General features: G+C 40.2%; 20 protein-coding genes. 4 read left to right on the top strand and 16 right to left on the bottom strand.

All coding sequences use genetic code 11. The features are described 5' to 3' along the window. Positions 1-33: 33 nt before the first annotated feature. From CKK03_RS01665 to spoIIR, 3 genes are all read right to left on the bottom strand, one after another. Positions 34-1,077, bottom strand: a complete 1,044-nt coding sequence (locus CKK03_RS01665; protein ID WP_099360894.1) for an L-threonylcarbamoyladenylate synthase — start codon at positions 1,075-1,077, stop codon at positions 34-36. A 351-nt stretch (positions 1,078-1,428) separates the two neighbouring features. Continuing rightward, on the bottom strand, positions 1,429-1,875 hold the full coding sequence (locus CKK03_RS01660) for a GNAT family N-acetyltransferase (protein WP_099360893.1): 447 nt from the start codon (positions 1,873-1,875) through the stop codon (positions 1,429-1,431). 77 nt (positions 1,876-1,952) lie between these two features. Beyond that, positions 1,953-2,636 (bottom strand): stage II sporulation protein R, encoded by a 684-nt coding sequence (gene spoIIR, locus CKK03_RS01655; protein ID WP_099360892.1) that lies wholly within the window; start codon positions 2,634-2,636, stop codon positions 1,953-1,955. A 394-nt stretch (positions 2,637-3,030) separates the two neighbouring features. Here spoIIR and CKK03_RS01650 point away from each other — a divergent pair, with 394 nt between their 5' ends. Both CKK03_RS01650 and CKK03_RS01645 read left to right on the top strand, forming a co-directional pair. Beyond that, the gene (locus CKK03_RS01650) at positions 3,031-3,234 is read left to right on the top strand and encodes a helix-turn-helix transcriptional regulator (protein WP_099360891.1); all 204 of its coding nucleotides are present in this window, start codon (positions 3,031-3,033) and stop codon (positions 3,232-3,234) included. Between the two features lie 2 nt (positions 3,235-3,236). Next, a complete protein-coding gene (locus CKK03_RS01645; RefSeq protein WP_099360890.1) occupies positions 3,237-3,710 on the top strand; it encodes a hypothetical protein in 474 nt (157 codons plus the stop codon). A gap of 100 nt (positions 3,711-3,810) precedes the next feature. Here CKK03_RS01645 and prmC read toward each other — a convergent pair whose 3' ends face one another. Together prmC and prfA are read right to left on the bottom strand one after the other, a co-directional pair. After that, complete coding sequence (gene prmC, locus CKK03_RS01640) at positions 3,811-4,680, bottom strand: peptide chain release factor N(5)-glutamine methyltransferase (RefSeq protein WP_099360889.1); 870 nt, start codon at positions 4,678-4,680, stop codon at positions 3,811-3,813. After that, entirely contained in the window at positions 4,680-5,756 is a 1,077-nt protein-coding gene (gene prfA, locus CKK03_RS01635; protein ID WP_099360888.1) for a peptide chain release factor 1, read from the bottom strand. The genes prmC and prfA overlap by 1 nt, the downstream gene beginning before the upstream one ends. A gap of 392 nt (positions 5,757-6,148) precedes the next feature. On the opposite strand from prfA, the gene CKK03_RS01630 reads away from it, so the two are divergent. Further along, the gene (locus CKK03_RS01630; protein ID WP_180271114.1) at positions 6,149-6,664 is read left to right on the top strand and encodes a MerR family transcriptional regulator; all 516 of its coding nucleotides are present in this window, start codon (positions 6,149-6,151) and stop codon (positions 6,662-6,664) included. A gap of 67 nt (positions 6,665-6,731) precedes the next feature. Here the strand turns inward: CKK03_RS01630 and CKK03_RS01625 are convergent, their stop codons facing one another. From CKK03_RS01625 to CKK03_RS01595, 7 genes are all read right to left on the bottom strand, one after another. After that, entirely contained in the window at positions 6,732-7,352 is a 621-nt protein-coding gene (locus CKK03_RS01625; protein WP_099354604.1) for a thymidine kinase, read from the bottom strand. Between the two features lie 173 nt (positions 7,353-7,525). Further along, on the bottom strand, positions 7,526-7,726 hold the full coding sequence (gene rpmE / locus CKK03_RS01620; protein WP_099354605.1) for a 50S ribosomal protein L31: 201 nt from the start codon (positions 7,724-7,726) through the stop codon (positions 7,526-7,528). Between the two features lie 205 nt (positions 7,727-7,931). Then, positions 7,932-9,224 (bottom strand): transcription termination factor Rho, encoded by a 1,293-nt coding sequence (gene rho / locus CKK03_RS01615; RefSeq protein ID WP_099354606.1) that lies wholly within the window; start codon positions 9,222-9,224, stop codon positions 7,932-7,934. Positions 9,225-9,673: 449 nt separating this feature from the next. Beyond that, positions 9,674-10,636: a class II fructose-bisphosphatase gene (glpX, locus tag CKK03_RS01610; protein ID WP_099354607.1), complete on the bottom strand. Its 963-nt coding sequence runs from the start codon at positions 10,634-10,636 to the stop codon at positions 9,674-9,676. Between the two features lie 143 nt (positions 10,637-10,779). Continuing rightward, positions 10,780-12,066, bottom strand: a complete 1,287-nt coding sequence (gene murA, locus CKK03_RS01605) for a UDP-N-acetylglucosamine 1-carboxyvinyltransferase (protein WP_099360886.1) — start codon at positions 12,064-12,066, stop codon at positions 10,780-10,782. Between the two features lie 810 nt (positions 12,067-12,876). Beyond that, positions 12,877-13,740 (bottom strand): class II fructose-bisphosphate aldolase, encoded by an 864-nt coding sequence (locus CKK03_RS01600; RefSeq protein ID WP_099360885.1) that lies wholly within the window; start codon positions 13,738-13,740, stop codon positions 12,877-12,879. A 338-nt stretch (positions 13,741-14,078) separates the two neighbouring features. After that, positions 14,079-14,450: a response regulator gene (locus CKK03_RS01595; protein ID WP_010677224.1), complete on the bottom strand. Its 372-nt coding sequence runs from the start codon at positions 14,448-14,450 to the stop codon at positions 14,079-14,081. Between the two features lie 284 nt (positions 14,451-14,734). Between CKK03_RS01595 and CKK03_RS01590 the strand changes: the two genes are divergently transcribed. Then, on the top strand, positions 14,735-15,268 hold the full coding sequence (locus tag CKK03_RS01590) for a DUF2529 domain-containing protein (RefSeq protein ID WP_099360884.1): 534 nt from the start codon (positions 14,735-14,737) through the stop codon (positions 15,266-15,268). A 504-nt stretch (positions 15,269-15,772) separates the two neighbouring features. Here CKK03_RS01590 and pyrG read toward each other — a convergent pair. The 4 genes from pyrG to CKK03_RS01570 all read right to left on the bottom strand — a co-directional run bounded on the left by pyrG (position 15,773) and on the right by CKK03_RS01570 (position 22,329). After that, positions 15,773-17,380 (bottom strand): CTP synthase, encoded by a 1,608-nt coding sequence (gene pyrG, locus CKK03_RS01585; RefSeq protein ID WP_099360883.1) that lies wholly within the window; start codon positions 17,378-17,380, stop codon positions 15,773-15,775. 277 nt (positions 17,381-17,657) lie between these two features. Beyond that, positions 17,658-18,233: a DNA-directed RNA polymerase subunit delta gene (gene rpoE, locus CKK03_RS01580; protein ID WP_099360882.1), complete on the bottom strand. Its 576-nt coding sequence runs from the start codon at positions 18,231-18,233 to the stop codon at positions 17,658-17,660. Positions 18,234-18,424: 191 nt separating this feature from the next. After that, the gene (gene icmF, locus CKK03_RS01575) at positions 18,425-21,685 is read right to left on the bottom strand and encodes a fused isobutyryl-CoA mutase/GTPase IcmF (protein ID WP_099360881.1); all 3,261 of its coding nucleotides are present in this window, start codon (positions 21,683-21,685) and stop codon (positions 18,425-18,427) included. A 20-nt stretch (positions 21,686-21,705) separates the two neighbouring features. Further along, a complete protein-coding gene (locus tag CKK03_RS01570) occupies positions 21,706-22,329 on the bottom strand; it encodes a TetR/AcrR family transcriptional regulator (RefSeq protein WP_099360880.1) in 624 nt (207 codons plus the stop codon). Positions 22,330-22,360: the final 31 nt, after the last annotated feature.

Below are 22,360 nucleotides of genomic sequence, written 5' to 3'. Positions count from 1 at the left end.
ACAAAACGAAATAGAAGAAGGTTTTTCCCATTTTTATTCAGTTATCAATTTATGTCCCGCCGCTTTGGTCAACCGGTTCATGATGGCTTGCCCAATGCCTTCACTTGGAAAACTCTCACTAAAAATAACATCGACATTACTTTCATCAAAGAGGCGAAGGACATCATAAAGCCTGTTTGCCACCGTTTCTAAATCTTCACGCGATCCACAAGCAATAATCTTATCTGCACTGTAATTCTTTTCACGTTCCGTTGTTGTCAGAACGCCAACCTTTAATCCTTCAGCTTGCTTTTCTTTTACAAGGGACTGAATAAATTCCATTGAACCATTTACGATTGTAAGTGGTGCCGTTGGTGCATAATGTTTATATTTCATTCCCGGTGATTTTGGCGCTTCATCTTCTTTTAAAATCGCCTGGTCAACTTCGACCACACCACATACTTCCTCAAGCTGCTCTTTCGTTACACCGCCTGGACGTAATATGATAGGCACCTCACCTGAACAATCCAAAACCGTTGACTCAAGACCAACACCTGTTGCTCCGCCGTCAAGAACGCCAGCGATTTTTCCTGTCAGATCATCCGCTACATGCTTAGCAAGTGTCGGGCTTGGTTTTCCCGAAAGATTCGCACTTGGCGCAGCAAGCGGAAGCCCTGTTGCCGCTATTAATGCCAATGCAACTGGATGGCTTGGCATTCGAACTGCCACCGTTTCTAGACCTGCAGTTACTTTACTTGCAACAGCATTTTCCTTCTTTTTTAAAACGAGTGTTAACGGACCCGGCCAGAATTCTTCAATCAAACGCTCCGCCTGCCCCGAAATATCCTGAGCGATTATATGAAGCTGTTCCATTGTGGAGATGTGGACAATCAGTGGATTATCACTCGGGCGCCCCTTTGCTGCGTAAATTTTTGCAACCGCCTCGTCAGATAAAGCATTCGCTCCAAGGCCGTAGACCGTTTCAGTAGGGAATGCAACCACTTCATTTTCCTGTAAAAGCTCTGCAGCCTCTTTTATTTGTGGATAAGATTCTAAATTTTGTTCATGTTTATCCACAACCCATTGTTTTGTTTCCATGTAACGCAACTCCTATATAAAATTCCTTTAGTTATGTAGTTTATTTATTATTATAGTATAAAAAAGTATAGGTATATAATGGGCATAAAACAAGTGTTATCCACATTTTGTGGATAATTTAACCGAAAATGTGGATAGTTTTGTGGATATACCCAACTTTTCCATAAATCACATCGACAGGAAAAAATGTATCCACAGCCCATATTTTTCATCACGTTCCATAGACTATCATATTTTTTACCTTTTTTACAACAAAACTTATCCACAATATCCACAAATTAGGTGTATAAACACAAATAAAACCCCCACCTGCGAACATTCTATTCACAAACAAGGGTTTGAAAACTATTTTTATTTTTCAATTTGCGAAACCATGAACATCGGATCGGCTTTTTCAAGCAGTTGTGAGATATGATCGGACCCTTTGATATGTTCAGGAAGCTCACTCGTTTCAACTTGCACAAAACCAAGCATGGCGAAAAATTGAATTGATGCTTGCTTATTTGTCGCTAAATACAAACCGCGTATTTCCTTATGCTTTGCTAGTGAAATTGCACTCTTAAACAGGGTTAATAAATTTGTTTGGTCCACACCCGGCGAGATTACGAGCGACCGAAGTAAGCCATCCTTTTCAATTCTCTCAATTCCTAAGGTCGCGATGATTTTTTGCTCAGCGTCCTCCAGTAATATAAAATGGTCAATTATCGATTCAATACCATCCGCACTTACTTCAGCTTGTCCTAAAAATTCTCTTACTTTTCCAATATCCTGTTCTGTAGCCGTTCTAATTTGTTTCATAGTCTCCACCCCATCTTTCGTTATCTAGTAACTACTCTATGAGGGCTTCTAAACAAATAGAACTGATTGCTAGACTTTTAGCTAAAAAGTGATGTGAAAAATTCAACCAAGAAGAATTTAACCTCTACTTCTTCTCCTTCACTTTCCTGTTCCTTTGCATTTTCTTTCTTGTCTTTTTTGCCTTGCTTGTCATCCTTCTCAACTTCTTGCTCTTCTTGCTCCATCGCTACATCTGTTCCCTCTTCATCCGACGCTTCAATTGCATCACCAGTTGAAAAGTCTAGGAAACATAATGGCGGGAATAACACGCACCACCAGTTTGCTCCTTCAGCCTCACCAATCGAAATCAGAATTGCTTCATACTCACCCGCTGGGTATAAGAATTGACCATAAAGCTTTGTTGGAAATTGAACATTGCGTCCGTAATCGACTGAATAACTTTGATTGCTCTTTTCCTCTTCTAATACTCTAGCAACGATTTTCTCGATTTCTGGTAGTCTCTCTTGAATCAATTCTCTTGCTGCTTCAATGGATGTTAACTCCGCTACCCATACCGTGATTTCTGCATTCACTGCATCGCGCACCTTGCGCTTTAAAGCTTGATCCTCTTCGGAATCACTGTTTGCTAAGATTCGAAGTCGAATCGCCTCATCTGGAATCACCTGATACGCTTCCGCACTTGTTTCTTTTATCAATAAATGGCTATTCGCCCCAATTAACATTAAAAATATAAATGAAATAATCGCAATTTGTTTACTCACTCTCTAGCACCATCCCTTCACAAACCATTCTCGCCAAAAAAATAGAATCCTAAACTACCAAATTTGAAAAATCTATTAAACTATTTTTTCGTTTGCATGATTTGGATTGGCCGAGCCATTAAAGCCCGCTGTGTGTCTGAATACTAGGCAAATTCGGACTGGTCGAGCTGAAATAGCGAACTGTAAGTCTGATTACGTAGCTGATTCTGACAGTACTTTTAGGATTCGCAAGCAGCGAGTCCAAATACATACCTGATTCCGACAGTACGAAAAGGATTTGGACCGAGCGACTAGGAAAAGTTTTTAATCATTTTTAAAAATAAATGTAAAGTTAACTTTACAAAATGTATAGTTTACCATACAATATAAGCAGAACATTTGGAGGATATTGCCAATGGAAATTAAAAATCGTGTGAAGGAGCTCCGTGCAAAGCACAGTCTTACACAGGGTGCTCTTGCTGAAAAAGTGAACGTGACGCGGCAAACCATTGTGGCATTGGAAAAAGGAAGCTATGTACCCTCACTATTGCTCGCAATGAATATTGCACGAACGTTTGATTTGCCAATCGAAAAAATTTTTTATTTGGAGGATGAGTAAAGATGAGTATTGTTCGTAATGTTGTGTTCTCGATTGTTTCACTGGCACTATTTGGATGGGGATTATCATCACTGTACTTTACTCAAATTGATTTTGCCGATATCGTAAAAAACAACACTGAACCACCTTGGTCTATTGAAATTAACATGATACCCATTTTTGCCACCATTTTAATTGGGACTATTTTTGCGGCTCTCACCTTACCAAAATTAAAACGCAAGCGAAAGTCATGGAAACGTGTATTTTTGTTGCCGACCGAATTTGAAGAAGGAGACGAACGCGAAAAGGAACTCACCGGAAAAGCATGTCGCTCTTCTTATATCAGTATGTGGTACGCATTCCCAATCATCAGCGCCCTATTTTTACTCTACCCATTCATCTCAGACATTGTACCCTACTATCCGATTATCTTATTTTTGCTGTATCCATTGATACAGATCATCGCTTATTTTATTTCTTGGAAGAAGAACTACTAGACTAGCCATTGGATTAGGTCGGAACGCGCAATTATTGAAGCATATCACGCAATCCAGACTATACCACAGAAAATAGGCTTGGCACCTTCGCCAAGCCTTTTTAAAACCCTATTTCAGCAAAAACCATTCGGTCTTTTCCATTTATATCGTTAACCACTTCTACTGTCGCTGCTGGAAAAGTATCACGTAGCATTTGCGCAACGTCTTCGCCTTGACCAACACCTACTTCAAAGGCCACTACCCCTCTTTCTTTTAAAACGAGAGGTATCTCCTTCATAAATCGGCGATAGAAATCCAAGCCATCATGGCCACCCACTAAAGCCCGGAGAGGTTCATGATCCTTCACAACCGTTGACAACGTCGCGATATCATCTTCTGGAATATACGGTGGATTGGATACAACCACATCAACCTTTTGTCCTTCTTCTATTAAAGGTCCTAATAAGTCACCTTCAACAAACCTTACCTTCGCGCCTAACCGATCTGCATTTTCCTGCGCCACATCAATAGAAGCCTTCGCAATATCCACGGTCATTACATCTAATCGATTGTTTTCAAGAGCAAGCGTAATCGATATTGCTCCACTCCCGGTGCCAACATCCACGACCTTAATCACGTCTGTTGCAGGATATAACCGTCCAATCCTTGCAAGTAACCCTTGAACCAATTCTTCCGTCTCAGGTCTCGGAATTAAGACTTCCTCATTCACTAAAAATTTACGCCCGTAAAACTCCTCATAGCCCATGATGTGTTGGACCGGAACTCCACTCACGACTTTCTCGATAGCCGCTACAAACTTCTCCTTCACCTCTGGAGAAAGCACTTCTCTAACTTCTGCAAGGAGTTGAGCCCGACTTAACTCTAGATAATGACATAACAGCATTTCCCCGATATTCTCTTCCCGACCATGTTCCCGTAAAAAAGAAGAAGCCCATTTGAGGGCTTCGAATATTTTATGAAATTCTGCCATTATTCGGCTTGCTCCATTTTTCTTGCTTGGTCTTCCATGATGAGAGCATCAATGACTTCATCAAGTTTCCCTGTTAGGATTTGATCAAGCTTTTGAATCGTTAACCCGATACGGTGGTCAGTTACACGGTTTTGTGGGAAATTGTACGTACGGATACGCTCTGAACGGTCACCTGTACCTACGGCTTGTTTACGGTTTTGGTCATATTCCGCTTGTACTTCCCGTTGGAATTTATCATAAACACGGGCACGCAATACTTTCATTGCTTTTTCCTTGTTTTTGATTTGCGATTTCTCATCCTGACAGGAAACTACAGTTCCAGTTGGCAAATGCGTTAAACGAACTGCTGACATTGTGGTGTTAACACTTTGTCCTCCAGGTCCACTGGATGCAAACGTATCGACGCGAATATCCTTTTCATGAATTTCGACTTCAACCTCTTCTGCTTCAGGTAATACCGCAACAGTTGCAGTTGATGTATGGATACGTCCACCAGACTCCGTTTCAGGTACACGTTGCACACGGTGTGCCCCATTTTCAAATTTCAATTTCGAATAAGCACCTTTTCCGGAAATCATAAAAATAATCTCTTTATATCCGCCAACACCAGTTGAGTTTGTATCCATAACTTCAGTCTTCCAGCCTTGGTGCTCAGCAAAGCGGCTGTACATGCGGTATAGGTCACCAGCAAATAGCGCAGCCTCGTCTCCACCTGCAGCACCACGGATTTCCATGATAACGTTTTTGTCATCGTTTGGATCCTTCGGCAATAGTAACACGTGCAGGCGCTCTTCAAGGTCTTCCATCTGGTCCTCGAGCTCGTTGATTTCTTCCTTCACCATTTCACGCATCTCTGCATCAAGCTTCTCTTCAAGCATTGCTTTCGCATCGGTTAACTGTTCCTTAACCTCTTTGTACTCTCTATACTTTTCTACCGTTTCTTGTATATCAGATTGTTCTTTTGAATATTCACGTAGTTTGTTTGTATCACTAACGATATCTGGATCACTTAATAATTCATTTAGTTTTTCATATCGAGCTTCAACAGCCGCTAAACGATCGAACACGTTCTTCACCTCAAAATTTAGTCCATAACAGTATAATTATAGTATAGGGTACCCACATCGTCAAAGCAAATTACAAACGAAAAGCGCAGGCGCCTTGCTCAGCCCTGACAAGCATAAGAAAAGCTGGCGAGAAGGATGCCTTTTATCCTTCTTGACTGATTGGCTTATGACCTCGAGGGGCTAGGCGCTGGAGCTAGACACTAACCTTATATTCATTCTCTCCCAAATTTCGCTGTCGAATTACAGATATTATGTTGGATTGGTTCTTTCTTTGGCGAAAAGGTTCTAGTTTTGTCTAGACGGAAGGATTTTATCGATAAAAGGAGAATCGTAGTAGTAGATAAAGAATCGGAAAAAAGTCATTCAAGATAAAAAAGGGATAATAGGGGGATTGGTTGGGTGTGAATACTGCGCAGTTCGCAAAAAAATTGGGGGTATCAACAAAAACGGTTCGCAAGTGGATCAAAATCTTTCATCTTCAGTGTTCCAAAAACGAATATGGACACTATGTATTTGAGGAAACAGATTTTCCCTTATTCGAAGGAATACGGAATCAAGTGAAATCCGGAGTCCCTTCTGATAAAATCGAATTATCGACACCAGCGCCTAGGAAGGGGACCGCACGGAAAATGGTTCAAGCATCAGATAAAACACTCTCAGAAAAGCTAAACGCCATCATGGATCGGATTAAAGAAAACGAAAGACAAATTCAAGAAAAAGCGAGTGACGTTGTTTCCTATCAGCTTCTTCAACATCGCAAGGAAATTGATGAACTACAGAAGAGGATGCAAAAGATGGAGGACTATATCGAACAGCTTGAAAGAGAAAAGGAAGAGCTACAAAAACATACCGCCATTACACTCGAAAAAGTAGAAGGTTCAAGAAAACGTAAAAGAGTCCTCGGATTCCTCTTTTAAGATCAGGACAATCAAACCTGGTCTTTTTTTATGCCCGAAAAGAAAAAGCACCCCCATCAGGAGCGCCTTATAATTTCAATGTATCCTTTTGAACAGCAGCTTGTAATAATGGTTTTCCTGGTACTTCATGATGGTGACGGCAACGAGGCTCATATGACTCCGAAGCACCTACTAAAATAATTGGATCATCATAGGATGCAGGTTGTCCATTAATTAAGCGTTGTGTTCTGCTTGATGGTGAACCACAAACTGAACAGACCGCCTGTAATTTAGTAACAAGCTCAGCTAGCGAGAGTAGCTCAGGCACTTTTCCAAACGGTTCTCCTCGGAAATCTTGATCCAAGCCAGCAACAATTACACGATGACCACGATTTGCTAGTGTTTGAACCACTTCTACAATCTCATCATCAAAAAATTGAACTTCATCAATTGCAACTACATCTGTATCCGCAGAGACCTCTTTTAAAAGATCAGCTGAGGTTGCAACTGGTTTTGCTATAAACGATGAACCATTATGTGACACAACGGAATTTTCACTATATCGATTATCTATTTGAGGCTTAAACACCTGAACGGATTGTCTTGCGAATTCAGTACGACGTACACGTCGAATCAGTTCTTCGGATTTTCCTGAAAACATGCTTCCACAAATTACTTCAAGCCAGCCACTTTGCTTCATAATATACATGAAACGAAAGTCTCCTTTCCTCGGGTTGTTTCTACCGAGCCAACTAATTGACTATGGGTTTGAGGATTTTTTTTAAGAGGTAAGTATCTATAATTGCGAGAAAAAATAGGTTTAGTAGCAAAAAAAACAGGCAAGAAGAAAAAACTTGCCTGTTTTTGGCTTTCAAACCGATATTATTTAATACCGTATTTTTTGTTGAATTTATCTACACGTCCACCTGCATCAGCGAACTTCTGACGGCCTGTATAGAATGGGTGACACTCTGAGCATACCTCAACGCGGATCCCTTCTTTTACAGAACCAGTTTCAAATTCGTTTCCACAAGCACATTTCACCATAACTTTTTTGTAGTTTGGATGAATTCCTGATTTCATTCGTCTCATCTCCTTCCGCCCTGAATCATTGATCGAAACAGAGTTACGTTTTAGCTATCATTTTAAATACCTAAAACGCACATGTTGAAATTATAACAAGTGAAGCACTGAATTGCAACTTAATCCTGCTGTTAAAAATCGCTAATTTGCAATATTTTTTCCAACACAAATTTGAAGCAGTCACAAGCTTCAGTGTGTATTTACCTTACGAATCAGAACGATTGCCGCTTCTTCTAGCAGCTGCCGCTTTCTTTTCTGCCTCAAGCATTTCAAAGAACTCTGCATTTGTTTTAGTTTGCTTAAGTCGACGTAAAAATTTCTCAGCAAAATCTGGAGAATCTGACATTGCTTTTCGAATTGCCCAAATTTTATCCAGCTTGTCTTTTTCGATAAGTAGTTCTTCTTTTCTTGTACCAGAACGACGAATATCGATCGCAGGGAAAATACGTCTTTCTGCGAGTGAACGATCAAGGTGAAGCTCCATGTTACCAGTACCTTTGAATTCCTCATAGATTACGTCATCCATACGTGAGCCTGTGTCAACAAGTGCAGTCGCTAAGATGGTTAAGCTTCCGCCCTCTTCAATATTTCTCGCTGCCCCAAAGAAACGCTTTGGACGGTGGAATGCAGCAGGGTCAATACCCCCTGATAATGTACGTCCACTTGGTGGGATGACAAGGTTATATGCTCTTGCTAGACGAGTAATACTATCCATTAAGATAATGACATCGCGTTTGTGCTCAACAAGACGCATAGCCCTTTCTAATACAAGTTCAGCAACCTTAATATGGTTTTCAGGAACCTCATCAAAAGTAGAACTTACAACATCCCCTGCTACTGAGCGTTCGATGTCTGTAACTTCTTCCGGGCGCTCGTCGATTAATAATACGATCAGCTCAGCCTCTGGATGGTTCGTTGTAATGCTGTTTGCAATTTCCTTAATCAGCATCGTTTTACCAGCCTTTGGAGGCGCCACAATTAATCCACGTTGTCCGAAACCAACCGGTGCTAAAATGTCCATAATTCGAGTTGAAATATGATTTGGCTTGGTTTCTAAGATAACTTGACGATCAGGATATAAAGGTGTTAGACCTGGGAAGTGAACACGTTCCTTTGCTGATTCTGGATCATCGCCGTTAACAGCCTCCACGTGAAGTAGTCCATAATAACGTTCATTTTCCTTTGGAGGACGCACTTTACCTGATACCTTATCCCCGTTTCTTAAGTCAAAACGACGGATTTGGGATGCAGAAATATAGATATCCTCAGACGATGGAGAATAGTTGATTGGACGAAGGAATCCGAATCCTTCTGATTGGATAATTTCTAGAACACCTTCCATAAATAAAAGGCCGTCCTGCTCTGCCCGTGCTTTTAAGATTGCAAAAATCAATTCTTTCTTCGTTAACTTGCTATAATAAGAAACCTTAAATTCACGTGCTAATTCGTATAATTCTTTTAGCTTCATGTTTTCTAGGCTTGAAATTGTAATACTCATTCGTACACCACTCTTTTTCTAGTTTAAAATTATTTCTACTTACTCGTAAATGCTCTCCAATTGATTTGGTTATGACGCCCGCCAAAGCGCATTTGATGATTGGTTCATTCGTCCATTATATAAAAGCGTTTTCGCACTTTTCTCTTACGCAACAAGAGATAGATGAAACATTTTATATGTAACGGTATGGATGAAATGATAAAGAAGCATTATGAGGATTGCATAGAAGTTTTACCGCGGTACTCATTTTTGTTTAGGAAATTGGAATCCCTATACATGAATTAATTGAAGTTTAAATAGTCTTCTTTATTTTACCCTATTCTTGTATTTTTAATCAATACCATTATTTTAATAGAGTTACGAAGTTTCGGTGTCAAAAAGCTGTTTAGCTAATACACGTACGGGTAAAAGTAAACAAGAGAAGCGAGTACTAAAGACTCGCCTCTACTTTATTTCATTACTAGATTGGGCTTTTTCTTTAAGCTGTGTCTACCATCTATGAATCTAACAGTTCCTGATTTCGCACGCATAACAAGTGAATGAGTGGTTCCGATTGATCCCTTAAACTGCACTCCACGTAATAGCTCACCATCTGTGACACCTGTTGCTGCAAAAATCGCGTCATCTCCACTAACTAAATCTTCCATTTTAAGAATTTTTGAAACATCCAGTCCCATTTTGATGCAACGAGCAATCTCTTCATCGTTTTGAGGTAGAAGCTTACCTTGAATTTCGCCACCTAGACATTTCAATGCAACTGCTGAAAGAACACCTTCCGGGGCACCGCCTGAACCGAACAAAATGTCTACACCCGTATGGTCAAACGCTGTATTAATGGCACCCGCAACGTCACCATCATCGATTAACTTGATTCGAGCCCCTGCTTCACGAAGCTGTGAAATGATGTGCTCATGTCTTGGACGGTTTAAAACCGTTGCTACGACATCTTCAATGTCCTTATTTTTCGCTCTTGCCACTGCTTTAAGGTTATCGATTATCGGTGCGTTAATATCGATTAATCCAACCGCTTCAGGGCCGACTGCGATTTTTTCCATATACATATCTGGGGCATGAAGTAAGTTGCCATGGTCTGCAACTGCTAGAACAGAAAGTGCGTTCCATCCTCCTGAAGCTACGATATTGGTTCCTTCAACTGGATCCACTGCTACGTCAACTCTTGGACCATAGCCGTTTCCAAGCTTTTCGCCAATATATAGCATTGGAGCCTCGTCCATTTCTCCTTCTCCAATGACAACTTGTCCCTTCATTGGAATCGTGTCAAACACATCTCGCATCGCAGAAGTTGCTGCTCCATCTGCTTCATCCTTTTTACCGCGTCCCATCCAACGAGCTGATGCTAATGCCGCTGCCTCTGTTACACGTACAAGCTCCATCGATAAGCTTCTTTCCACACTCTCTTCCCCCTAGCTAATAATTTGATTCTATTTTTTCACATAACCTTTACATAACAAAAACGTCTTCTCTCTACTTTTCTTTATAAGGATACATGAAAACTCCCACTTTTTGTAGTGGGAGTTTGAATTTTCTATTCAAATTACGAATTTTGGAGTTGTTCAATTTCTTCTTCTGTTAGGCTTTCTCTCCAAATAGTAGCGCCTAAGCCTGTTAGTTTTTCTTCTAAATGACTATAGCCACGGTCGATATGCTCAAGGCCAGTAATTTCAGTTACACCTTCCGCCATTAAACCAGCAACAACAAGTGCAGCCCCTGCACGTAAATCACTTGCTTTGACTTTTGCACCTTGAAGCTGTACAGGTCCGGTGACGATCGCTGAACGGCCTTCAACTTTAATTTGGGCATTCATACGACGAAGCTCATCGATATGCTTAAATCTCGCACCATAAATCGTATCTGTTACAACGCCTGTTCCACTTGCTTTTGTTAGCAAGGACGTAAAAGGTTGCTGTAGGTCAGTTGGAAAACCTGGATACACAAGTGTCTTGATATCAACAGACTTTATGTCCTTATTACCGGCAATCCAAATTTGGTCGTCACTTGTTTCAACAGTTACACCCATCTCACGGAATTTTGCAATCAGTGATTCCAAGTGAAGTGGAATGACATTATCAATTAATACACCTTCACCCATTGCGGCACCGATAATCATATATGTACCAGCTTCAATGCGGTCAGGAATAATGGTATGGCGGCAGCCTTGTAGAGAATCTACGCCATCAATACGGATGACATCTGTTCCGGCTCCCTTAATTTTTGCCCCCATGCTTGTTAATAATGTTGCAACATCAATAATTTCAGGTTCTTTTGCCGCATTTTCAATGACTGTACGACCTTTAGCACGCACTGCAGCTAACATGATATTAATAGTTGCACCGACACTCACAACATCAAGGTAAATGCGGGCACCTCTTAACTCATCAGCACGAAGGTAGATTGCACCTTGTTCATTGGTCACCTTAGCCCCAAGTGCTTCGAAGCCTTTAATATGCTGGTCAATTGGTCGTGGACCTAGGTGACATCCACCTGGTAGGCCGATAACTGCCTTTTTAAAACGACCAAGCATGGCTCCCATTAAATAATAGGAGGCACGAAGCTTTTTGACTTTACCATTTGGTAGTGGCATTGAAACAATATTTGTCGGGTCAACATAAATTTCTTCTTTACTTATCGATACGTGACCACCGATTTCTTCAAGCAAATCACCTAAAATTTGCACGTCCGAAATATCTGGTAGTCCCTCAATTGTTACTGGCGTTTCTGCTAGGATTGTTGCTGGAATGAGGGCTACTGCACTATTCTTTGCCCCACTGATTTTTACAGATCCTTTTAGTGGATAACCGCCTGCTATTTTTAGTTTTTCCATATGTGGCTCCCTTCTAGCGAAGATAACGGTTTTGTAAGGGAATCCTCGAATTGCCACGGATACAACCTGTCCGGAATATTTTCCGGAAGAAAACTAGCTTTAGGCCGTTCTTTTCCCTTGTTTACGTTACACAATCATAACGACACTTCACTCGAATTGGTATATTTTAACATAGATTGAATACAGAACTATACGAGTATTAACTCTTAGTTTACATGAAAATCGGAAAATCATGTATCATTTTATCCTTTTTCATTAAAACAAGCAAATTCACCTATAGAAGATAAAATCAATAGGTCTAAGTTCGTACTACAAAAGCAGCGTTCTTTCTTATTTCATATTGAGAATCATTTAACGTGGCATTTAGTGTGTTTGAAGTGATTCTTGTTGAAGGTCTAAGTTCTATACGTTATAGCGTTCGTCTAAGTTTCAATTTTTATGGGTAAGTTACACAAATCAGCTCCTTCCACTTTTTTAAAAAAGCTTTCAGTGTCTAGCTACAGTCGCCATCGGTTCGAGGTCATAAGCCAATCGCTTCTGAAGGTAAAATGCACCTTCTGTCAGCGCTTTTCTTATGCTTGTCACCTAAAGCCGTGCGCCTTGCGCTTTTCTTATTGTAATTACCCCTAGACTCCCATCTAAATCGGCAAGGTTTTTCCAAAAAACGCCTTGCGCATTTCTTATTATAACGCAAGAAAACCGCTATCTCCAAATCATGTTGTCAATAACAGGAAATAAGCGGCTTTTTTTTGGGTTGGAGACCTTTCTCCAATCTATTTAATTAGACGTTTTTTACATCCAAAAGGTTACTTACGCGTTAGCTTTTTCAGAGGAACCAAATTCACGCATTTTGCCTTTTACAGTTTCACGAATTGCATCACGAGCAGGTCCTAAGTATTTACGTGGATCGTACTCTTCTGTTTTAGCAGCTAATGTTTCACGAACTGCTTTCGCTGAAGCAATTTGGTTTTCTGTGTTCACGTTGATTTTAGCTGTTCCAAGAGAAATTGATTTTTGAATATCTTTTGTTGGAATACCTGTTCCACCGTGAAGTACAAGCGGCAAACCAGTTTTGTTACCAATTTCTTCCATCTCTTTGAAACCAAGGTTTGGTTCACCTTTGTAAGGACCGTGAACAGAACCTAATGCTGGAGCTAAGCAATCGATACCAGTGCGGTTAACAAGCTCAACACACTCATTAACATCCGCATAGATAACACCTTCAGCTATTACGTCATCTTCTTGTCCACCAACAGTACCAAGCTCAGCTTCTACAGAAACCCCGTGGAAATGTGCAAGCTCAACTACTTTAGAAGTAATCTCAATGTTCTCTTCAAATGGATGATGAGAAGCATCAATCATAACAGATGTGAATCCAGCATGAATTGCTTTCGCACAATTCTCGAATGAAGAACCATGATCAAGATGAATGGCAACCGGAACTGTGATATTGGATTCTTCCATAATCGCTTTAACCATTGCAACTACAACTTTGAATCCACCCATATATCGGCCAGCACCTTCAGAAACACCTAGAATAACTGGTGAATTTTCTTCCTGAGCAGCTTGTAAAATAGCTTGTGTAAATTCAAGGTTATTAATGTTAAATTGACCTACTGCATACCCTTCTGCTTTTGCTTTTTCAAGCATTTCTTTCATTGAAACCAAAGGCATGTGAATTTCCTCCTTTTGTACCGTTTTATTGTGTAAATTAAGGCATTATCCCTATACACGATAGAACCACGGCAAAGTCTCACCGGGTTATTGTATATCTATTCCATAGAATTCGTATCACCTAATAGAATGACCGAAATAAAATCATAATATGTAAGCTCAAGTTAGAAATCAACAGACAAAAAGCACACAAAAATGCCCTTTGTGTTAAGGAATAGCAACAATACAGTACTAAGCATATCACAAGATTTTGATTTCGCAATACAGGAATGTTACGCATTATTTTTGTAAAGCGTTTCCAATTTGTTCATACCGCTAATTTGTATTTTTTATGTTTTTTATTCGGATTTTAATGGGATATTTGCTCTTACTGCTTCACGAAGCTCGTCAATGTCAAACGGCTTTGCAAAATGGGTAATTGCTCCCAAATCCTTCGCTTCCTGGATCATATCGAGTTCACCATAAGCTGTCATAATGATTACCCGAATATCCTGGTTTATTTTTTTCAGTCTTTTTAAAATTTCAATCCCATCCATACCAGGGATTTTCATATCTAGTAAGACCAAATCTGGAGAGTGCTTTTGAACGATATCGATTGCTTGTACCCCATTAGCTGCTTGGAATGTCTTATAACCTTCTTTTTGAAAAACTTCGTTTAATAGAATCCGTATTCCGTATTGATCATCCACAATTAAGATTTTTTCTGACATACTTGAAAAACCCCCCTTAAATAGATAAAAATAGTTGGATAAATTACTTTGTCTTCCACGATCGTTTTAGTTACGTTCGTTTTTTCGAATATTATTATATCGTTATTCATTTTTAATTCTATCATACATTCTAAATTTCCTGCTTTTTACTTGAAAAACTTTTACTTCCAAGACCGAAACAATTAATTCAACATATTTCGACATCATTTCTTATTTTTTTTGTATAACGTTATTATGATAATATATGGAAATAAGTATATCGACAAGAAGGGAATTTTACATTTATGTTGAAAATTTTTACTACACAGCTTCAAGGTCAGTTTAAGAGAATTATGGAGCATGAAGAAATGAATATGGAGGATGGGGCTAGAATTCTTGCTCAGTCTGTCATTAGTGATGGTACAGTATTCGTACATGGTTTTGGCGAAATGGTAGCAGTTGCTACCGAGGCTTTGGCTGGGGCTGAACCATTAAAGTCTGCAAAGCCTTTATTTACTGATGGAAAAATGAACGAGATTGAGGATGTTGACTCCGTTCTATTAATCACAAGATTTTCTACCGATGAAGAAGCCATTAAGCTTGCTGAAGTACTGCGCGGCAATGGAATCCAAACCGTAGCGATTTCGGCAATTGTAAAAATAGAAGCTGAACGCACTCTTGAGAAAAGCGTCGATATTCATATCGACAGCAAGCTCCAAAAGCCACTTATCCCCGATGATGATGGGACCCGTTTTGGCTTCCCAAGCGTGATGACTGCTCTATATGCCTATTACGGTCTAAAATTTACAATCAAAGAAATGGTCGAGGAATTTGAATAGGGATAAAATGAGTTGAATTTTGGTGAAGGACAAAACCAGGGATTAGTTTATGAAGAGGAAATGCTCGCGGTTTCTCCTTTTCATAGGCATGATTAAGAGGATTCAGATTCAAGTTCTTATGCTATTTCCTCTTCATAAGCCCGATGAAGAGGATTCAGACTCAAATTCTTATGCTATTTCCTCTTCATAAGCACAATGAAGAGGATTCAGACTCAAATTCTTATGTTATTTCCTCTTCATAAGCACAATGAAGAGGATTCAGATTCAAATTCTTATGCTATTTCCTCTTCATAAGCATGATGAAGTACATAACCATACTTTTTCTCGAGAGTTATGTTCTTCATAAGCCTGATGAAGTTTCCTTTTGTTCAAGCGTTATGTTCTTCATAAGCCCGATGAAGTACATAACCAACCATTATTTGAACAAAAACGTCCTCCACCATCCATTTTTCACCACATTACCTCATAATAAAAAGCGAGTGAATTCACACTCGCTTTTTTTATTTACATTTTTTCAGATTGAGTTAGTGATGCTTTAATAAATTCTCTGAACAATGGCTGTGGGCGGTTTGGTCTTGATTTAAATTCTGGGTGGAATTGAGAAGCTACAAACCAAGGGTGGTCTTTCAGCTCAATGATTTCCACAAGACGTCCGTCTGGGCTTGTCCCTGAGAAGACAAAGCCTGCTGCTTCCATTGCTTGACGATAATGGTTATTGAATTCATAACGGTGGCGGTGGCGCTCATATACCACTTCATCATTGTATGCTTCATACGCCTTTGTACCTTCCTCAATTTTACATGGGAAGATGCCAAGACGAAGCGTACCACCTAAGTCCTCAACATCCTTTTGCTCTGGTAAAAGGTCAATAATTGGATGAGGAGTATCCGGATTAAGTTCCGCAGAATGTGCTCCTTCTAAACCTAGTACATTTCGCGCAAACTCTACAGATGCTAGCTGCATGCCAAGACAAATGCCGAGTAATGGTGTCTTTGTCTCTCTCGCATATTTTAAAGCTACAATTTTCCCTTCCACTCCGCGGTCACCGAAACCGCCTGGAACTAGAATTCCATCTGAGCCAGCAAGTAATTCTGCAACATTTTCATCTGTTACTTCTTCAGAGTTCACCCAGTTGATATTGATATCAGCGTCAAATGCATAGCCAGCATGCTTTAATGCTTCTGCAACAGAAAGATACGCATCCTGAAGCTCCACATATTTTCCGACTAACGCAATATTTGTTGTTTTTGTAAGGTGTGTTACTTTCTCAACAAGCTTGATCCAATCTGTCATGTCTGCTTCTTTGCAATCGAGTTGAAGATGCTCGCACGCAATTTGGTCAATGCCTTGCTCCTGAAGGGATAACGGAATTGAATATAATGTTTCCGCGTCACGACTCTCAATAACAGCTTTTGGATCAATGTCACAGAATAGCGCAATTTTCTCTTTCATATCTTCAGAAATTGGCATTTCTGTACGTACAACAATGATATTTGGCTGAATTCCAAGGCTACGAAGTTCTTTAACACTGTGCTGGGTTGGCTTTGTCTTCATTTCTCCAGCAGCTTTAATGTAAGGAACAAGCGTACAATGTACATACATTACATTGCGGGCGCCAACATCACTTTTAATTTGACGAACAGCTTCTAAGAAAGGTAATGACTCGATGTCTCCAACCGTACCACCGATTTCAGTGATCACGACGTCAGCATTTGTTTCACGTCCAGAACGGAAAACTCTTTCCTTGATTTCGTTTGTGATGTGTGGAATAACCTGAACCGTTGCCCCTAAATAATCACCGCGACGCTCTTTCTTTAGTACAGTTGAATAGATTTTACCTGTAGTTACGTTGCTGTATTTGTTTAGGTTAATGTCGATAAAACGTTCATAGTGGCCTAAGTCAAGGTCTGTTTCAGCGCCGTCATCGGTAACGAAAACTTCACCATGCTGATACGGACTCATTGTTCCTGGGTCCACATTTATGTATGGATCGAATTTTTGAATCGTTACATTCATTCCTCGGTTTTTCAATAAACGGCCTAAAGATGCGGCAACTATCCCTTTTCCTAGGGATGATACAACCCCACCTGTTACGAAAATATATTTAGTCATCTTTCTCTTTTCCCCCAATCATGTAATTAGTTAAAGTTTGCTCAAAAAATCAAAATGTATAAAGAAATTATTCTTGGTGCGGGGGTAAATTGTTTAACTCACCGAACCTTGCACTCCTATAAAATAAAAAAGCTCCACTTACAATATGTAAGGGAGCGAAACTTTAATATGGTTTCGTAGATACTCTTTTTTTAGAGCCCAAAAAGTATTCTACCGAGATAAGATTAAAAAGTCAATATGAGTTTGAGTTTAATTTAACTTGATAAATACTTGAGGATTAGTCTTCTTCCTCTTCTTCAAACTCTTCATCTTCTTCTTCCTCGTCTAACTCATATTCTTCATCATCGATAAGCTCTTCATCTTCTTCTTCATCTTCGAAGTCCTCTTCGTCGTCGATGTCATCAAAGTCCTCGTCATCTTCTTCTTCGTCATCCTCGACGTCATCCACATCTTCGTCTTCTTCATCAAAGTCTTCATCAAAATCAAGATCATCTTCATCAAGATCGTCGAAGCCAATGAGATCGTCGTCCTCATCCTTCTTCTTGCTCTTTTTCTTCTTCTTCGGCTTTTCAGTATGAGTAACCTCTTCATCGATTTGCTCGTATGGATACCAAGTACGAAGTCCCCAACGATTATCACCTAATGTAATAAAACGACCATCGATATTGAGATCTGTATAAAATTGAGAAATTCTTGTACGAACCTCTTCTTCTGAAAGCTCTAAAGTTTTTGTTACTTCGTCAACTAGCTCGTTAAATGTAATCGCATCTTTTCTCCCTAGGAAAATCTCATACGCTACCTCAAGCATTGACATTTCTTTTATTTGCTCTGGTGAGTATTGATCGAGACTCATCAAGGCACTCCCTTTCTATGTATGTAACTGGAATTCTGGTAAAAACATGTTGTCAGGATTCTTCTTATAAAAAATAAAAAAGAGTTCTGTAAAATACATATCATTCATTATAAACAAAATCAACCACTTTATGCCAGACATATCATAAATTAAGGCTGAACTATGCAAAAATAGTCAGCCTCGATCTTTTTCTACATATTTCTTCGGTATTGTCCGCCTACTTCATAGAGCGCCTGCGTGATTTGGCCAAGACTTGCGACCTGAACCGTTTCCATCAATTCTTCAAAAATGTTTCCATTGTTCACAGCAACCTGTTTTAGCTTTTTTAATGCTTCTTCTACTTTATCCTTATTTCGTTCCTGGAATTCTTTTAAATTTTTAATTTGAAGTTCTTTTTCTTCTTTCGTTGCACGTGCGAGCTCGATATTGTTTAAATCCTCCTCTGATGGCGGATTAGGATTTAAGTACGTATTTACGCCAATGATCGGAAGCTCTCCCGTATGTTTTTTCATCTCATAATACATGGACTCATCTTGGATTTTTCCGCGCTGATACTGTGTTTCCATCGCGCCAAGAACACCACCACGGTCATTTAGACGGTCGAATTCCTGAAGCACTGCTTCTTCCACTAAATCAGTGAGTTCCTCAACAATAAAAGAACCTTGAATCGGATTTTCATTCTTCGTTAAACCATGTTCTTTCGTAATAATCATCTGAATTGCCATCGCACGGCGAACCGATTCCTCTGTTGGTGTTGTAATGGCCTCATCGTATGCATTCGTATGAAGCGAGTTACAATTATCTTGAAGAGCCATTAGTGCCTGCAGGGTCGTACGAATGTCATTAAAATCAATTTCCTGTGCATGGAGGGAACGTCCAGATGTTTGTACATGGTACTTTAATTTTTGACTGCGCTCATTTGCTCCATATTTTTCTCTCATGACCGTTGCCCAAATGCGGCGTGCCACCCGACCAATTACCGTATATTCTGGGTCTAGCCCATTACTAAAGAAGAAGGATAGATTTGGTGCAAAATCATCAATATTCATTCCACGGCTGAGGTAATATTCCACATACGTGAACCCGTTTGATAAGGTAAAAGCGAGTTGAGAAATCGGATTAGCACCCGCTTCTGCAATATGATAACCAGAAATGGATACCGAATAATAATTTCTTACTTTATGATCAATGAAATATTTTTGGATATCTCCCATCATACGTAACGCAAATTCCGTTGAGAAAATACACGTATTTTGACCTTGATCTTCTTTTAAAATATCTGCCTGGACGGTTCCACGAACTGTCTGTAATGTTTTCGCTCGTACCTCTTGGAATTCCTCCACCGTTAAGATGCGGCCAAGCTCTTGTTCACGCTTTTCAACCTGTTGGTGAATCGCAGTATTCATGAACATCGCAAGGATGATTGGTGCTGGTCCATTGATTGTCATTGAAACCGAAGTAGACGGTGCACAAAGGTCAAACCCCTTATAGAGCTTTTTCATATCATCAAGGGTACATACGCTGACGCCACTTTCCCCAACTTTTCCATAAATATCAGGGCGATAGGCAGGGTCTTCACCATATAAGGTTACAGAGTCAAATGCTGTACTTAAGCGTTTTGCATCATCATCCTTCGATAAATAATGAAAACGGCGATTCGTTCGATCTGGAGTCCCTTCTCCGGCAAACTGACGCTTCGGATCTTCCCCTTCACGTTTGAATGGAAACACACCTGCTGTATAAGGGAATGCACCTGGAACATTCTCTTTATAGACCCAGCGGAGAATTTCCCCAAAATCTTTAAAGCCTGGGAGTGAAATCTTCGGAATCGATAGACCCGACAGACTTTTTGTTTTTAAAATCGTCACGATTTCCTTGTCACGAATTTTCGTAATAAATTTTTCACCCTTGTATGTTTCCTTGAGAGATTCCCAGTTTGCTAGGATTTTCTTCGACTCATCCGAAAGCTTCGCTTCATATTGGGATTGAAGTGTTTCAAGAGCTTTGAGGACATCCTCATTGCCAATCTCCTTTACGCTCTCAATCGTACCGCTAATTTGGAATAGCTTTCTTGCGATTTCTACCTGTTCGGCTGCTTTTTTATGATAGTTTCGAACCGTATCTGAAATCTCACGCAGATAATAACGGCGGTCATTCGGGATAATGACATTTTGTTTTTGGACATCTGCTGTCTTTTCAAAAGATGTTTCCCAGTCTGTCGCCATTTTTTCATTGATTTTATCCACTAAATTCGCAAAAAGGGCGTTCGTTCCTGGATCATTAAACTGACTTGCAATCGTACCGAATACCGGCATGTCTTCATAGTCTTTTTCAAATAAAAGGTGGCTACGCTGATACTGCTTTTGTACTTGACGCTTCGCATCTTCTGAACCTTTGCGTTCGAATTTGTTAATTACAATTAGGTCAGCATAGTCAATCATGTCGATTTTTTCAAGCTGTGAAGGCGCACCAAATTCACTTGTCATGACATACATGGAGATGTCACAGACCTCTGTAATTTCAGCATCCCCTTGCCCAATCCCGCTTGTTTCAACAATGATTAAGTCAAAGCCTGCTGCTTTAACGACTGCAATTGCATCTTTAATTGCCAGCGATAATTCTGATTTCGACCCTCTTGTAGCAAGGCTTCGCATATACACCCTTGGAGAGAAAATTGCATTCATGCGAATTCGGTCCCCAAGTAAAGCACCACCGGTTTTTTGTTTTGTAGGATCAACAGATAAAATCGCAACTTTCTTATCGTCGAATTCATTGATAAAGCGGCGAATCAGTTCGTCCGTGAGGGAGCTTTTTCCTGCTCCACCTGTACCTGTAATCCCCACAACTGGAACCGTTTTTTCAAGGTCTTTTATTTTTTGAATGATTGTTTCAGTCGCTGCAGCCGTTTCATCGTTGGTTCCAATTTGATTTTCCGCAATCGTGATGAGCTTAGCGACCGTATTGTAGTCCCCACTTTGAAGGAGCTCAAGCTCATCGGTTAGCTCCGTGCTTGTTGGGTAATCGCACTCTTGTAGCATCTTGTTGATCATTCCTTGTAGACCCAGATTGCGACCATCATCTGGAGAAAAAATCCCAGCAATTCCGTATTCATGAAGCTCCTTGATTTCACGAGGGATGATGACTCCACCACCACCGCCATAGATGCGAATATGGGAAGCTCCCCGCTCTTTCAAAAGATCAAACATATATTTAAAATATTCCACATGGCCACCCTGATACGAGGAAATCGCGATACCTTGCGCATCCTCTTGGATGGCCGCATTCACTACTTCCTCTACAGAACGGTTATGCCCAAGATGGATGACCTCTGCCCCACTCGCCTGTAGGATGCGACGCATGATATTAATCGAGGCATCATGCCCATCAAATAAGCTTGAAGCCGTCACAAACCGAACATGATGCTTTGGACGATATACCTCTACCGTACTCATTTCCATTCCCCCAGTCTCACCTATTTTGAAACGATTCCTCTTAACAAAAGCTCTGTTTGCATTTCAATATATTCCTCAAGTGTGAAAAGCCTGCGCATCGCCCAGCGGCGAAAACCCCACATCTGGCCTTGAACAAAAATATTATGAGCCACAAGTTCAACCTGTTTTTTCGGCAATTGAAGCTCCCCATTGGCAATACAATCTTCAATTGCTTTTTCAAACATACCCACCATTTCTACTTCTTTGTTCAATACATATGGAAGAGCATCTTTTGAAAGAGATTTCGCCTCCTGATAAAGGACAAGAACCTCATCCTGCATCTCATCCATCACAAGAAAGTAATTGCGAATCGCAAGCTTTAGACTCTCAATACTACCTTCCTTTGTGTTGATTGCTTCCTCCATTCGCTCTTTAACCTGATCGTAAATACTGTCCACGACCAAATAAAGAACATCCTCTTTCTTACGGATATACTCATAAAGTGTGCCAATGCTAAAACCAGCAGCTTTTGCAATCTCTCGCGTTGTTGAGCGATGAAACCCTTTTTCCTTAAAAAGCGTCACCGCGCCCTTAATCATCTGATCCCGTCGTTTCTTAACCAACCTCTCATCCTTCACCGAAGCCGGAACATCATTCCTCCGCATTTCTTTTCACCTCCAACTGGGACAGCTGTCC

Origin of the sequence: Fredinandcohnia onubensis (assembly GCF_002734215.1) — a bacterium.
Classification (GTDB): domain Bacteria; phylum Bacillota; class Bacilli; order Bacillales; family Bacillaceae_L; genus Ferdinandcohnia; species Ferdinandcohnia onubensis.
This window is presented reverse-complemented; position numbering and strand designations above follow the sequence as displayed.